Annotated in this window: 10 protein-coding genes and 4 pseudogenes; 11 read left to right on the forward strand and 3 right to left on the reverse strand. The window is 63.7% G+C overall.

From position 1 onward, the window contains the following. Positions 1-141: 141 nt before the first annotated feature. The 8 genes and pseudogenes from ACFOSH_RS30485 to ACFOSH_RS30520 all read left to right on the forward strand — a co-directional run. A pseudogene (locus ACFOSH_RS30485) lies at positions 142-541 on the forward strand (integrase core domain-containing protein); the annotation flags it as partial. Positions 542-1,505: 964 nt separating this feature from the next. Beyond that, positions 1,506-1,949, forward strand: a complete 444-nt coding sequence (locus tag ACFOSH_RS30490) for a histone-like nucleoid-structuring protein Lsr2 (RefSeq protein WP_378242720.1) — start codon at positions 1,506-1,508, stop codon at positions 1,947-1,949. A gap of 537 nt (positions 1,950-2,486) precedes the next feature. Next, positions 2,487-3,354, forward strand: a pseudogene (locus ACFOSH_RS30495) (IS110 family transposase); the annotation flags it as partial. A 517-nt stretch (positions 3,355-3,871) separates the two neighbouring features. Beyond that, positions 3,872-4,955 (forward strand): annotated as a pseudogene (gene ispG, locus ACFOSH_RS30500) (flavodoxin-dependent (E)-4-hydroxy-3-methylbut-2-enyl-diphosphate synthase); the annotation flags it as partial. Positions 4,956-5,076: 121 nt separating this feature from the next. Then, a complete protein-coding gene (locus ACFOSH_RS30505; protein ID WP_378242722.1) occupies positions 5,077-5,532 on the forward strand; it encodes a YjbQ family protein in 456 nt (151 codons plus the stop codon). Next, positions 5,441-6,565, forward strand: a complete 1,125-nt coding sequence (locus tag ACFOSH_RS30510; protein WP_378242724.1) for a polyprenyl synthetase family protein — start codon at positions 5,441-5,443, stop codon at positions 6,563-6,565. The genes ACFOSH_RS30505 and ACFOSH_RS30510 overlap by 92 nt, the downstream gene beginning before the upstream one ends. Positions 6,566-6,781: 216 nt before the next feature. After that, positions 6,782-7,891: a Rieske 2Fe-2S domain-containing protein gene (locus tag ACFOSH_RS30515; RefSeq protein WP_378242725.1), complete on the forward strand. Its 1,110-nt coding sequence runs from the start codon at positions 6,782-6,784 to the stop codon at positions 7,889-7,891. A gap of 193 nt (positions 7,892-8,084) precedes the next feature. After that, positions 8,085-9,185, forward strand: coding sequence for a terpene synthase family protein (locus tag ACFOSH_RS30520; protein WP_378242727.1), 1,101 nt, complete (start codon positions 8,085-8,087; stop codon positions 9,183-9,185). Here ACFOSH_RS30520 and ACFOSH_RS30525 read toward each other — a convergent pair. Beyond that, positions 9,182-9,535, reverse strand: a pseudogene (locus ACFOSH_RS30525) (transposase); the annotation flags it as partial. The gene ACFOSH_RS30520 and the pseudogene ACFOSH_RS30525 overlap by 4 nt on opposite strands. 54 nt (positions 9,536-9,589) lie before the next feature. After that, positions 9,590-9,712, reverse strand: coding sequence for an FxLD family lanthipeptide (fxlA, locus tag ACFOSH_RS30530; RefSeq protein WP_378242729.1), 123 nt, complete (start codon positions 9,710-9,712; stop codon positions 9,590-9,592). A 379-nt stretch (positions 9,713-10,091) separates the two neighbouring features. Between fxlA and ACFOSH_RS30535 the strand changes: the two genes are divergently transcribed. Together ACFOSH_RS30535 and ACFOSH_RS30540 are read left to right on the forward strand one after the other, a co-directional pair. Next, a complete protein-coding gene (locus ACFOSH_RS30535) occupies positions 10,092-10,289 on the forward strand; it encodes a hypothetical protein (protein WP_378242731.1) in 198 nt (65 codons plus the stop codon). Positions 10,290-10,949: 660 nt separating this feature from the next. Further along, the gene (locus ACFOSH_RS30540; protein WP_378242788.1) at positions 10,950-13,103 is read left to right on the forward strand and encodes a DEAD/DEAH box helicase; all 2,154 of its coding nucleotides are present in this window, start codon (positions 10,950-10,952) and stop codon (positions 13,101-13,103) included. On the opposite strand, the gene ACFOSH_RS30545 is transcribed toward ACFOSH_RS30540, so the two are convergent. Beyond that, positions 13,072-13,317: a hypothetical protein gene (locus ACFOSH_RS30545; protein ID WP_378242733.1), complete on the reverse strand. Its 246-nt coding sequence runs from the start codon at positions 13,315-13,317 to the stop codon at positions 13,072-13,074. The two genes, ACFOSH_RS30540 and ACFOSH_RS30545, sit on opposite strands and share 32 nt — an antisense overlap. 760 nt (positions 13,318-14,077) lie before the next feature. Between ACFOSH_RS30545 and ACFOSH_RS30550 the strand changes: the two genes are divergently transcribed. After that, positions 14,078-14,407 carry a hypothetical protein gene (locus ACFOSH_RS30550; RefSeq protein ID WP_378242735.1) on the forward strand — a complete coding sequence of 110 codons (330 nt, stop codon included), beginning with the start codon at positions 14,078-14,080 and terminating at the stop codon, positions 14,405-14,407. Positions 14,408-14,435: the final 28 nt, after the last annotated feature.

Here is a 14,435-nt window from a genome sequence, read left to right on the forward strand (position 1 = left end):
CTCAACGCTCGGATACTTGACACCCCAAGAATACGAGCTAGGATACAGAAACATCAACGAAATCGCGGCCTAAACCCGCGTCCACAAAAGCGGGAACACTCCAGGGTGGCCTGGTCGAACGCGACTTCACCGCCAACCGGACCGAACCAGTTGTGGGTCGCGGACCTGACCTACGTCCGCACCTCCGACGGCTGGCGGGTCGCCACCAGTCTCTATACGGATCTGGCGCTGGACGCGCTGCGGATGGCGATCTGACGGCGCCGACCTGGCGGGCCTGGTTCTTCACAGCGACCGCGGAGTGCGGTACCGAGCCATCCGCTACACCCAACGGCTCGCCGAGGCCGGCGCGGCCGCATCCGTTGGCAGCAAAGGAGATTCCTACGACAACGCGATGGCGGAGGCGTTCAACTCGCTCTACAAGGCCGAACTCGTCCGCAACCGCGGGCCCTGGCGCGGTCTGGACGACCTGGAAATCGCGACCGTCGAGTACATCGACTGGTACAACAACCGGCGCCTGCACGGCGAACTCGGACCCCCCGCCCGCCGAGCACGAAGCACTACACGCGATGACCCACCCGATCACCGCAACCCTGGAAACCAACTAATCCAGTCTCCACCAAACCCGGGGCTTGACAAAGGTGGCGTGTCGGGTGAGGTCGAGTATTGCCGAACAAGACCTCTTCGTCTGGTCGCGGATTGTCCGTAGTGCCTAAGTGTGTCGCCTGGTGTCAGACTGTTTCGGACCTCTCGGGCACGCGTATGCCGGGTTCTATTGCCTGTTCCAGCTGACCCTTCGATAACTCGGGATGGTCGAGATCGCCGAGTGGTTCGGGGGTCTCACCTCGGACGGTCGCTCTGTGGCGGCGCCGCTCAGGCCAGGGCGCAGGCGGTGGTCGGCCGCGCAAGGCAACGCACTGAACGCCGCGAGCGCAGATCCTGGACTTGGTGGTCGTCCAGGTCCTGTCCGCGGAGCTGAACTCGTGGAGCCTGCTTGCGGCGCGGACGCCGATCACTGGCGATGCTGTCTCTGGTAACGGAGGTTCAGCTGGACTGCGCTCAAGGTTTCCGGGGCGCGTGACTGCCGGGCTTTGGGCAAGTGCCGACCTGCGTCTGTTCGTGTCGACGGATCGGTGATGCGCGGATTGTGGTGATCCTTTGCCGGGTCAGTGCGCGCGCGACATCCAGACGGGCCTCCTCGCCGATGTCGTCGCCGACGGCTTCGGCGGGAAAGCTGGAGTAGCGCCTCCTTCAGGCGGTTGACGGCTTGTGTCTTCGTGGCGGCCACCCCGCCAGACGAGTCGCCGCGACCCGTCCCCCGGCTCGGAGGGTAGGTGCGCGCCTGGTGGCGCGGCTCGCCGTCGGTGCGACGGTCCGGTGAAGGCATGTGCGCTGACCTGGGTTTTTCATTCACGGCGGTTGAACTCGGATACCCACCACTCGTCCGTTAGGATCATTTTCGATTGTTGGTGTGGACAACCGCCGCATGACCTGATGAAAGGCTCTTCATGGCTCAGAAAGTCGTCGTCGAGATCGTGGACGATCTCGACGGCCAGACCGCGACCCAGACCGTTCCCTTCGCGCTCGATGGTGTCTCGTACGACATCGACCTGTCGGACGAGAACGCTGAGGCCCTGCGCGAGGAGCTCTCGCGGTACGTGGAGGCGGGTAAGCGCGTTGGTGGGCGTCGGGTCAAGGTCGCTACCGGGCAGGCGACGGTCGCAGGTGCCGCTGATGGTGCGAAGCGGCCGGTTGACCGCGAGCGCACTCAGGCTGTCCGTGCCTGGGCGAGTGACAACGGATACGCGGTCGCCGACCGCGGCCGGATCCCCAACGAGATCTACGAAGCCTTCGACGCGGCGGAGGTGGCTGCGTCGCAGCCGGTCGAAGAAGCTCCGGCCCGAACAGCGCGCAAGCGTTCGCCGCGGAAGAAGAAATCCGCCGACGACTGAGACAGTAGCCGTCTCCGCGGATCACGAAATCGGCTCGGCTGATGTCTGGTCATACAACGGCCCGCTCTGGCCTCTGGGCGCGTTGGAGCGGGCCGTTGCTCCTTTCAACCATGGCCTCGAGGTTCTGCTGAATGTCCGGAAGGAAGCAGGTGGGCAGACAATTCTCGCGGAATAACGCTGGGCCTCTCGCGGCTCGGAGCGAACTGACTCATGGGGAGGGTGACAGCGCGTTCCGAGGTGCAGCCTGGCATTCCAGGCATGGACCTATGCGAGATCTACGGATCCATTGAGGCGGTGCCTGGATGGGACCTCGGCGGGTGCGGTCGGCCTAACGGAGAGGGTGTCGGAGCCGCAGCCTGAGATATTGCTCGAACGAGTGGCTGGCGGTCGGACGTGGGACAGCCGACGAGCCGGGCGCGGCTACGGCCTCGTTTGGGTGATGTCGTGGTTCCGGGCGGTGTCGGTTGCTGACGTCGTTGGCGGCAGGGTTGTTGGATGTGCGGCATGACAATTTGGGCGGCGCCGAGTGGGCGCTGTTCCGACGCCGCCCGCACCCTGCCGCACACGCTGCGCCAGATCAACGTCGATGATGACGCGCTGGGCCGAGCTGGACGTGCTCATCGGCTACGACGACGACCTCGCTGCCGAAGCCACCCGGATCAGCAACCGCGTCCGCGGCCTGCTCACCGGCATCCACCCCGCTCTCGAACGCGTCCTGGGCCCGAAAGTCGCCCATCTCGCGGTCCTGGAAATCCTGTCCCGCTGCGGTGGCCCCATCGGGATCCGCAAAGCAGGACGTCGGAAACTGGCCTCCATCGCGACCAAGAACGCGCCCCGGATGGGCGCGAAACTGGTCGAGGACATCCTCGCCGCGCTGGACGAGCAGACCGTCGTCGTTCCCGGCACCAGCGCCGCCGACACCGTGCTGCCCAGACTCGCAGACAGTCTGAAAAGTGTTCTGCTGCAACGGAAAACCGTCGCAGACGAGGTGGAGGAGATCCTTGATGCGCACCCTCTCGCCCGGGTCCTGACCTCGATGCCCGGCATCGGCGTCAGGACCTCCGCCCGCATCTTGCTGGAGATCGGCGACGCCTCGGGCTTCAAATCCTCCGGGCACCTCGCCGCCTACGCCGGCATCGCCCCGGTCACCCAGCGCTCGGGCAGCAGCATCCGCGGCGAACATCCAGCCAGAACCGGCAACCGCAAACTCAAACGGGCGTTCTTCCTCGCCGCGTTCGCGGCCCTCTCCGACCCCACCAGCCGTGCCTGCTACGACCGCAAAGGAGCCGAAGGCAAGAAGCACAACGCCGCCCTCATCTGCCTCGCCCGCCGACGCTGCGACGTGCTCTTCGCGATGCCCCGCAACCGAGCCCACTACCAACATCCCGAACCCCGGCAGGCTTGACAACAACCATAGGGACACCCCCCCCGCGCACCGTGCGGGAACCTGCGACCCCGCCACGCTTCGTTGCCCGAAAGTGCACAGCGGGGCGCCAAGCGTACCGCAATGGTGGCAACCAGGCTATCGCCACTGCGACACTGGGGTCTCTCTTTCCTGTAGCCGCATGACTGTGGTCAAGAGGGATAAATGGCTGATAAAAGCTCGCTCCGGACCAAGGTTCCCATTGTCAGTCTGCCCCTCGTGGACGGCGCCGGGCTTGGAGTTTCGCGCCCTGCTGACGGAGCGATCTGCGCCCGCGCTGTTCGGGACCGTCCGCCGTATGGCGCATGATGAGGCCGACGGCGCTGCCTTGCTCGCAATGGTCGGGTTGGACAGTCTCTCAGGGTAGCGACTAGATCGAAAATTGACTCTCACGTGAACTCCTGCGTCACGTCGAGTTCCTTTCGGGATAGTGTCGCCTCTTCCATTTTGTCAATAGCTTGGGCTGGGATTGTTAGTTGATTGACGGAGGTCGCGGCGCATGAGGGCAAAAACCCTGACAGTGGGTTCGGCTCGCCAGGCTTACCGTCAGGTGTGTGTCGGGACGTTTCCGGTGGGTGGTGCACCCATCCCGGTGCAGTCGATGACCACCACACTCACCTCCGATGCAGACGTCACGCTGCAGCAAATCGCCGAGTTGACCGCCGCCGGATGCGACCTCGTGCGAGTGGCGGCGCCCTCGCAGGATGATGCGGACGCCCTGTCGGCGATCGCGGCGAGGTCGACGATTCCGGTGGTCGCCGATATTCATTTCCAGCCCAGGTATGTGTTCGCGGCGATCGAGGCCGGGTGTGCCGGGGTGCGGGTGACCCCGGGGAATATCAAGCCTTTCGATGATCGGGTAGGTGAGATCGCTGCTGCGGCTCGGGATGCGGGGGTGCCTATCCGGATCAGAGTCAACGCGGGCAGCCTCGATTCCAAGATCCTGGCCGAGTATGACGGGCAGGCGAGCGCGGGGGCGTTGGTGGAATCGGCGTTGTGGGAGGCGTCGCTGTTCGCCATCCACGATTTCCACGACGTCAAGATCAGTGTGAAGCATCATGCCCCTGTGGTGGTGATCGACGCCTATCGGCAACTGGCCGAACGGTGTGAATATCCGCTGCACCTCGGGGTGACCGAGGCGGAGGCCGCCGTCACAGGGAGTGATCAAGTCCGCAACCGCGTTCTGGGCGCTGCTGTCGGAGGGGATCGGGGACACGATCCGGGTGTCGCTGACCGCGGACCCGGTCGAGGAGGTCCGGGCCGACGACGCGATCCTGCAGGCGCTGGGGTTGCGGGCGCGGAAGCTGGACATCGTCTCGTGCCTCTCCTGCGGACGCGCACGGGTCGACGTCTATCGGATGACCGCCGAAGTCCAGGCTGCCCTCGACGGTATGGACGTCCCTCTCCGGGTGGTGGTCATGGGGTGTGTGGTTAACGGCCGGCGAAGCCCACGACGCCGATCTCGGCGTCGCCTCGGGCAACGGCAAAGGATCAATTTTCGTCCACGGCAAGGTGGTCGACACCGTCCCCGAACACAAATCCCCGAAACGCTGATCACACACGCACTGCAACTCGCTGAAGAAGGGCACCAATGGCCATGTCGGTGGCACATACCGAGCACGGCTTACCCGACCCGCGCGGAGGCGGACCGATCGGCCTGGCTCGGTGTGGCTGCAAGGGTTTCACCGACGACGGGAGACGGCCATGACCCTCACCTCGAGCACGCGAATCGCGTTGGCCTTCTGCGAGGTGTTGCCGCAGGGTGCGTTGATCGCGGTGTCCGCCCCCTGCACCGTCACCGTCGACGATCCGGAGGACAAGGTCGATCTGACCGGTGAACTCCGTAGCTTGGTGGACGGTGCAGAGGTTGGTGAGGGCACGCTGCAGGTGGATTGCGGAGGCACCTCCTGCGGCCTGGTGATCAACGAGAATGAAACCGGCCGCTGCACAGACCTGCGCCGTGTCCTGGCAGATCTCGCCACGGGCACCCGCGACCGCTACCACGCCCACGGCCAACTCCCACATCCGCGCCTGGATCGCTACTCAGCCGGAGTTGAGCGTTCCGATCGTGGACGACCACCTGTATCTGAGTCGGCGGCAGTCGATCATGCTCCTCGAATTCGACGGCTCTCGCACCCGCGAATTGCTCGTCATGGCTAACCCGACCGTGACCGGCGTCCCAGCTGTCCCTGCCGCGCTGGAACGGGCTCGCGAAACGAGTCTGCCCGTGTTGCGGCGGGCGATCGCCACGCTGCACCCCGACCTCGCGGCGGTGGCCGGCTACCATTGCGGACTCACCGACCAGCACGGCCGACCGGTCACCGCCGGTGGGGGCGGGAAGATGCTGCGGCCTGCCCTGGTGCTCCTGTCCGCCCGCACCACCGAGACACCAGCGCGTACTTCGCCGTCGGAGGCTGTGGTGGCGGGGGCGGGGGCGGTGCAGTTGGTGCACGAGTTCTCCTTACTGCACGACGACATCATGGACCGCGACCGCACACGGCGCGGCCGGGCGACGGCCTGGACCGTCTACGGCACCGACACCGCTCTCCTGGCCGGAGACGTCGTAATGGCTCTGGCGATCTCCATGCTCGGCGATCACCCGCCCGCCGCGGCGGCACTGGCTGAGGCGGTGGTCTGCCTGTGCGCGGGCCAGGCCGAAGACCTGGCACTCGGGACCCGCTCCGCGGTGACGGTCGCAGATTGGGAACGCATGGCCACCGGCAAAACCGGTGCGCTGATCGCCGCGTCCTGCCGAGTCGGCGCCCTGCTCGGCGGCGGCGATGACGGCATCGCCACCGCGCTCTCCGACATCGGCGAACACCTCGGGCTGGCGTTTCAGGCCGTGGATGACTGGCTGGGTATCTGGGGCAACTCCGCAGCCACCGGGAAGCCGGTCGGCGCCGACATCGCAGCCCGCAAACGCTCCCTCCCGATCACCGCCACCCTCTCCACCCCGGGGGCGGCATCGCAGACCCTGGCGGCGATCCTGGACACCCCCGGAAACCTCACCGTCGGCGACATCGCGGAGGCCATCGCCGCTTTGGACCACGCCAACGCCGGCGAGTTCACCCGCCACCACGCCCAACGCCACACCACGCACATCCGCACCGCCCTCGGAGCGCTCGACCTGCCGCCCGAGGTGCGCCGGGACTGGGACGACCTGGTCACCTTCCTCACCACCCGCACCACCTAGAACGGATATCGCTATGGGTAAACGAGTGCTCTTCGCCGCCCCACGCGGCAACTGCGCCGGAGTCGAACGGGGGAAACACCGCAGCCTTCTAGGAATGACACTGCTGACGGTCGACGAAGACCAGTAACCCAGCGCACCTACAGCAAGAAACCAAGAACCACATCCCAGTCAGTGATGTACCGATCTATAGCCCGACGAGATGAGGAAGGCCGTAGCATGAGCGAAAGAACTAGTGAGAATCGGGATCAGTTGGCCGCGCACGCCGGGCAACAGGTCAATCCGAGGCGTTTACCATACCCGAATGCGTACCCGAATGGCTGGTACGGTGTCTGCCTATCGTCAGATCTACCGCCAGGGCGAGTCGTACGCCGCCGCCTGGCGGGCGAGGACATTGTCGTATACAGAACCAGGTCTGGATTATTGCGTGTTGTTCGACCCTATTGTCCACACTTGGGCGCTCATCTTGGATACGGTGGCGCGGTCGACCATGAGAATCTCGTGTGCCCGTTCCACCACTTCGCTTACGACTCCACCGGCGCCTGCGTCAGGACAGGGTATGGAACGCCCCCGCCGCCGAATCTCAAGCTCACCCTAGTCGAATCATGCGAAGCTGACGGAATTATCCTGGTGTGGTACGACGTAAAGGGAAATCCCTCGAACTGGAAAGTGCATGACACGGTTCCTTCTCATCTCCAACCGAGAACCTGCCGGACCTACACCCTGCGCGACCATCCCCAAGAAGTGTTTGAAAACATCGCGGACAGAGGGCATTTCGGCCCTATCCACAAGACTATTCTGAATAGTTTCTCATTCGAGGCACCCGATACTGAAACGTGGTTCAAGGCCTCATGGGACGCCAGGCCGGCAGCCCGAACCAACCTCGGAATCTGGTCCGCGACGAATTTTCGCGTCGAGGTGGAGGGACAGGGTTTGGGGTTTGCCTCCGCCCGGGTCGTCATTCCCAAGCTGGGGACACACCTCCGAGCGTGGGCCGTGCAGGTTCCAATCGATCCTACACATCTTGAGCTCAGAATAGGGTTGCGTGTGGAACGCATCTTCGGTCAAATAGCACCGCGCCTACTGTCCAGGCTCATTGACCGAGCGTTTTTGGTCCTGCAATGCAAGGATGTCGCGAGGGACTTCCCGGTGTGGCGGAATAAGATCCATCAGCCACGGCCTCGGTTGGTCAAAGGGGACGGTCCGATCATGGAGTACCGGCGCTGGGTGCGGAAATTCTATTATGGAGAGTTGGAAACACCGCATGCGGTCACGGACAATGGCGACCGAGCACGGACTCCTGTCAAAAATCCGTCGGATATGACGTAGTTCGCCGATAGGCGGGCCGGGATCACCAGATCGGCAAAGGTCGGTTACTGCTTGAAAAGGCGCTACGATTGGACGTATTCGAAGGTGGCGCCGGACTTTCATCGAGGCAATATCGAGCGTGCTATCGGTGCCGATAGCACGTATATCGGCAATACGATCAGATAACTCGACTGTCGACTAGGAGTTAGGGACCATGCTGACCCCGCAGATGCAAATCCCGCAGTTCTATTGCCCGATCCAGTGTAAAATACATCCGGCCTGGCGTGACGTCGATGAGAGTAGTGTTCGATGGCTGCTGCGTTACTTTGGTGAAGACGCAGAGACTCGGCGCTACGCAACAGGGAGAATGGGGATGCTGGCCGCGATGGCTGCTCCCCAAGCAATCGCTGACCGTCTTCAAATCTACGCCGACTTCTTGATGTGGCTCGCCGTATTTGACGACGGCGTTATCGAGGAAGGAGATCAGGCCACGCGTCCGAGAGAGCTTGCTGCGCGACTGCGGATTCTATTACGTGTAGCCGAAGCCCCCGAGTTCAGCCGTGCCGACGACCCTGTCGCCGAATCGCTGCGGGACATAAGGAGGCGACTGGGCAACTGTGCTTCCGCGACGCAGACGGCTCGGTGGGTGAGCGCAATGCGCGGCTACTTCTTTGACCAGGTATACCGCGCGCATCTCTGTGTCAGCAGGACGATACCGACTCTGGAAGACTACACGCTGCTGCGCATTTACGACACTTCGATGGGGGTCGATGTCGCCATGCTGGATATCATATCGGGCTATGAGATTACTGGTTCTGAAGTCGAGTCGGCCGGGTTCCGTGCGCTCAGCGAATTGACCTGCCTGCTAGTCGGATGGGATAACGATATCATCTCCTACCAGAAAGAGAAAACTCGAGCCCCGTCGGGTCAGAATGTTATCGATGTGCTCGTGAAAGAGAGAAATATTTCACTCGATGAAGCGTTGATGGTCGCAATGAGGCTGCGCGATCGACTGATGCACCGGTTCGTCACACTGCGCGATCAGATTCAGCCGAACGCGAGCGCCCCGGCTTTGCATTACTTACAAGACTTGGCATCCTGGATCGTAGGAAATCTCGAATGGGGAATGCGCTCAAATCGGTACCGGAAGATCAGCAATGGAGATTTTGCTTTCACTGTTGACGAGCCGGCGCGACATCGGTCTGCTGCGGTCCCAGCTGACCTGGTTGACGGCCCTCTGGACTTTCCTGCAATCTCGTGGTGGTGGCAGCCGGAACTCGCTACAGGTGGCAGTGGCTCTCCAATTGGAGCTTAAGAGCCCGTCTCGCGTGGTGTTTTCACGAGTTTCTTGTAGCAGATGATGGCGGCTTCGAGGGTGAGGAAGGCGATGAAGCGGGTGGCTTTGCGTTCGTAGCGCAGGGTCGGACGCAGGTGTCCGGTGAGCCAGGCCATTGTTCGTTCGATCACCCATCGTTGATTGCCAAGCTTGTCGTTGGATTCGACGCCTTTGCGGGCGATGCGGACCTTGATGCCGCGGTCGCGGACCCAGCGGCGCAGGTCGGCCGGGTCGTAGGCCTTGTCGGCGTGCAGTTTGCCGGGTTTGCGTCGGCGGGGTCCGCGCCGGGACTTGACTGCGGGAACGGCCTTCACCAGTGGTTTGAGTGCGAACGACGATGCGCGGTCTGGAACGGCGCCCCGCTGCTTTCCGCTCAGAGCCGGTCACAGGGGTGTGGCGCCAAGGCTGGTGCAGGCGGATCCGTAGGTCTTGCCGCCGCAGTTGTCGCTGGTGTCGCACGACATCTTCGCCAGCGGCACGCTGTCGGCGATCGCCGACAGATCCAACGAGAACTCGTCGGCAGGGGAGGTAAGGGCTAGGGTAGTAATCGATCACTCCTTCTCGGTTACTTCTTGGTGTTCTTGGCCTGTCGGGGAAAGGCCAGGACATCGTGATGTGCTGGTATCGTTTGTCGACTGGATCGTCCCTATATGCGCGATTGATGATCGTGGCGGCTTCGCCCGCGGTTGGCGGGTTTGGTTTCGCTGGTTTAGCTGGCGGTGGCTCGATGCGATCCATTGGATTAACGAACCACCATTCCCGCGCAATCCCTTTCTTGTATGCTCCGGATGGAAGGAAATAGATCTTTCGAATGGTGTCGGACGCGAGCCCGTTGCGCGAGTGGGGTCGACAGCGTTTATCGCACTTGTGCGGCCGCGGGGTCCGATGGTCGGTGAAGCGCTTTTCCTTGCAGCGGACCCGGCACCGGCGAAGTTCTGTGAAGAACGAGTCCAGGGTGTCGCCGCTAATGGGGCCAGCCTTCTTGTCGCCGATCGGCGACAGGACGTGCAGGTCGATGAGCTCAACCTCCCGCGCGAGGGTGGTTCGTTCGACGTCTCGCCGATCGATGAAGCGCTCAAATAGCTGACGGACCGTTGCGTTCGCTTTGGGCTGTCGCCGCTCGTTGACCTCGTTCAGCATCCGGATGAGCATGTCATTGGCTTGCTTCGCGGCGTCTGGTCCGGTGTTCGAACCATCGGTCGTGCCCCAGGCATCGACGGTCGGCGGTGATCGGCTAACGTGCCACGTGTGCCGGGAAACAGCGGATCGGGTGATACGTGCTCCTCGCCTTCGCCGGAGCAGTACTGGCTCAAGATCGCTGACCCTCGAGCCGACCTACCGGCCTTTCCCGCCGGTGCCGATGTCCGTGTTCTCCTCCCCGCGTCCGATGAATTCCATGATGTCAGGGCCAAGCTGACGGCGAATGGCGTCGACTGGCATGCGGTGCGCTATCTGGTGGACGACGAGATCGTCACCCACCGAGTCTCACAGGTTTCGGAGTGTTACCTGGCGCGATCCGCGCGCCGGCAACCGTTCTCCACCGCAGGCTCGGAAGCGGCTGTCGCCCGGGACGCCTTCAAAGTGCTCTGGGACAGTCACGCCGGAACCTCTGAGACCGCGTTTTCGGTACCGACGGAGGAACTCGTCCCCCGCGATTGGCTTCGCTATTTGCCGTACCCTTCCTTCAATCCCGCCCAAGCGGAAGCTGTTCCCCCGATCTTGGGGGATTCGACGCACGTCGTCGTGGTCGCGCCCACCGGTGCGGGCAAAACCGCGGTCGGAATGGTCGCGGCGCTTCGAGCCGTGCTCGGTGAAGGCCGCAAGGCCGCGTGGTTGGTGCCGCAACGATCACTGACGGACGAACTCGATCGCGAACTCGACCATTGGCGTAGAGAGGGGCTCCGGGTCGAGCGGCTTTCCGGCGAGTACAGCGTCGACGTCGAACGTGTCCGGGAAGCGGACATCTGGGTGGCGACAACGGAGAAATTCGAGGCGATGTGCCGGGCGTCGTCCTTGCGTGAGGCTCTCACCGAAGTCGCGTGCCTGATCGTCGACGAGATCCATCTGCTGGGCGACCCCGAACGCGGGCCGGTCCTGGAAGCACTCCTTGCCAGGATGCGTGGCAACGACCAGGTGCGCATCGTGGGGCTGTCCGCCACGGTCGCCAACGCCGACGAGATCGCGGCGTGGCTGGGAGCGCGGCTTGTCAGGGTGTCCTGGCGGCCGAGCACGTTGACCTGGCAATTGCCGGTCATCGCCACTCATCGTGACTGGTCGCTGGTCGAGAGCGCACGTATCCGGGTGGCGAACGCGCTCACCGGGATGGTCACTCAAGACGGTGGTAGTGCGCTGGTGTTCTGCGGAAGTAAGCGCGGCGTCCGGCGCACGGCCCTCGTGATCGCCGGCTCGCGGGGGGTGCGCACCGATGGCGTTCACCCCGATGATCTCGACCGGCTGTACGAAGTTTGTCGCGAGGCTCGGATAGGCATCCACTACAAGGGATGGGATCACAAACGGGAGGCGGAGAAGGCGTTCCGCGCTCGTGACATCGACGTGCTCGTCGCCACGTCGACGGTCGCCGCCGGAGTGAACCTTCCGGCGCGAGCGGTCATCGTGCAGGACACCGAGGTCGGAATGAATCCGATCGACGTGGCGACCGTCCAGCAGATGTTCGGCCGAGCCGGCCGTGTCGGGCACGGGGAGCGCGATGGTTGGGCTTTCTTGATCGTCACCGAACAAGAGCGGCAGCGCTGGCAGGCCAAACTCGTCGCCGGGAACACCGTGCGCTCCCGCATCGAAGCCTGCCTGCCGGATCATGTTCTCGCTGAGGTGGTCCAGCGGCGGATCCGGTCACTACGGGAGGCTGAGGACTGGTGGGTCGGCACCTTGGCGTGCCATCAGGGCAGCCGTAGCCTGCAACCCCTGCGTGAGGCCGTCCGGTTCCTCGTCGAAGGTCAGTTCATCAGCGGATCCGAGGCGGCCGATGGTGAGTTCGTGCTCGCGCCGACGGACTTGGGAAAGGTCACGGCGCGGCTCATGGTGCCCGCGGTGGTGGGACATGAGATCCGGGTGGGTCTCGCTGAGAGCGCCTTGCCGGATTCGCCGGATGAAGCGGAACGCACGGTCATCGACCTGATCGCGGGACTGGTACCCAAGCTCGCGCAAAGCGCGATCAACGAAGAACTCAAGGTCGTGGTCAACCGATTGCTTCATCCGGATGGCTCCGGCGTCTATCAACGGGGCGACCTTGCCAGGGTCGCACTCGGTCTCGTCGCGAGTACCCCGGAAGCATTCCGTCGTGGCGCCAAGACGATCGCCGGGATCCCCTATCAGGCCCTGTATCCCGTGTTGGAGGACGCGCCCCGGTATCTCCATTGGATCGGTTGCCAGGGGCAGCTCGGGACCGTCCACCCCTGGAGCGCGGTCGTCGCCGCGGACCTGAGCCGCCGCGTGAAATGGCGACGATGCCGGCCGCCCCGTGGCGCCGGCCGGCTGCTGTGGATGTGCGAGCAGATGGCCACTTCCGCGCACGCTGAAGACCTTGTTCCCGGCCTCTGGAACGCCGCGAGAGGACGCGATATCACTGGCCCGGACTGGTCGGCCAGGGGCGTTCCGAGCCAATGCCGTCTCGAGGACGAGGCTTATCGAGCCTTGTTGAGGGAACGTGCGACCGGCGTCGTCCTTGAGAGAAGTGAGGAGCTGATCGCGGTCTCGGCACCGGATGCGAGTGTCGTCGTGGCTTGGTCGGGCAGGCGGTTTTCTCGGGTTCTCCTGTCGCAAGGAAATGCGTCGGTTCCGATCAGCGACGACGACACGCAGGTGGCCGTCTTCACCTGGCGCGGCGACTATCGTGCGACAGGCTGGCTCAGCCGGTACTCGCGGATGGAACCGTCCTGATCGAGACGTCCCTTGCTTCCCAAGCGGTCGCCGCGAGTTTGTCGATCTGGTCGAGAACCGCTGATGGTGCCGTGCTCAGATCGATGGGGTACTCGATGATCTCGACAGCGGTGTGCCTGACTTTGACCGCCGGCCGGACGTCGGTGAGCGGCAAAACGTGCAGGTACATCAGTTCCGCGGCCAGGAGATGGGTGGCTCGCGACGTGCCGCGCAACCGTACCTTCAACTTTTCCCGAAAGGATCCGGTGCCTGCGTCCGAGGGACGGACGATGCGGACGTGGAGGTCCCGGGCGACCTCCGGCGTCCACGCCCTGAGATCCGGATCGATCGCCGACGACCCGTCCGAGAGGGCCGGTTCGAGAATCGCTCAAGCCGCTTCCCTGATGATCTCCAGTGACCGTTGCTCCGTGCCCATTGCTGTAGCCAACACCACCTAGTGTCGCGTGATCCTGCAGGTCTTACCCGTGACTGGACGGAGATCTCGCGTGATCAGGCGGCGATCTCGCGTGATTGGACGGAGGACACACCCGCAGCCGGATTCCGCCGGGTGTCGTCCGTCTGATCACGCGAGATCTCCATCTGATCACGCGTAACCGCCGCCTGATCACGCGAGATCACCGTCTGTGGAACGAAACCCAACGTCAAGCAAGCAGGATCACGCGACACTAGAAGACCATCGAGGTACTTGGAAGCCCGCACTTGTCCTCCCAAGTACCCTGCCGGCAGCCTCTCACGGCCTGGTGAAACCGGGTCGGACACCCCGCTGGTCGGCTCACCGCCCGTACGGATCCTCATTCCCCCTGCGCGTCAATGAACCGTGCGGGTGAACGGTGGCCGCGCGGGTATCACGCGCTGAACGCTCGTAGCCGCCATCCGGATGACCGCCTTCGGGCGACCGCAACCTGCGAGCGTGACGTCCTTCCGATCCGCCTGGTGCACCGAACGTGACTGTTAGCGTACAGAACGAAGTGATCATGAACGGGGAGGAATCGATGAACCGTTTTGTCGCCGCAGCGGTGAGCGCGGCATCGGCGGGTGCGCTGATGATCGTGCCGAACCCGCCTGCCCAGGCCTCGGCGGGAGAGGTGGTGGTCTTCTCGACCGAGTTCACGCAGCTGGACACCTACCGGAATCCCGTGGGATGCAAAAAACTTTCGATCACCGCGCACGTGCTGGCCAATCAGACCTCGTCAGACGTGGTCGTGCACGGGGATCCGCTCTGTCTGACACCCGGCCTGACGGTCAGGCCAGGTTACGGCTCCCATGTTCAGCCGGGCAGCGGCGCGTTCTCGATCCGCCGTTGATCGCCCCGAGCGAGAACGAAACCGAAAA

This window comes from Amycolatopsis speibonae, from assembly GCF_042647925.1.
GTDB lineage: Bacteria > Actinomycetota > Actinomycetes > Mycobacteriales > Pseudonocardiaceae > Amycolatopsis > Amycolatopsis speibonae.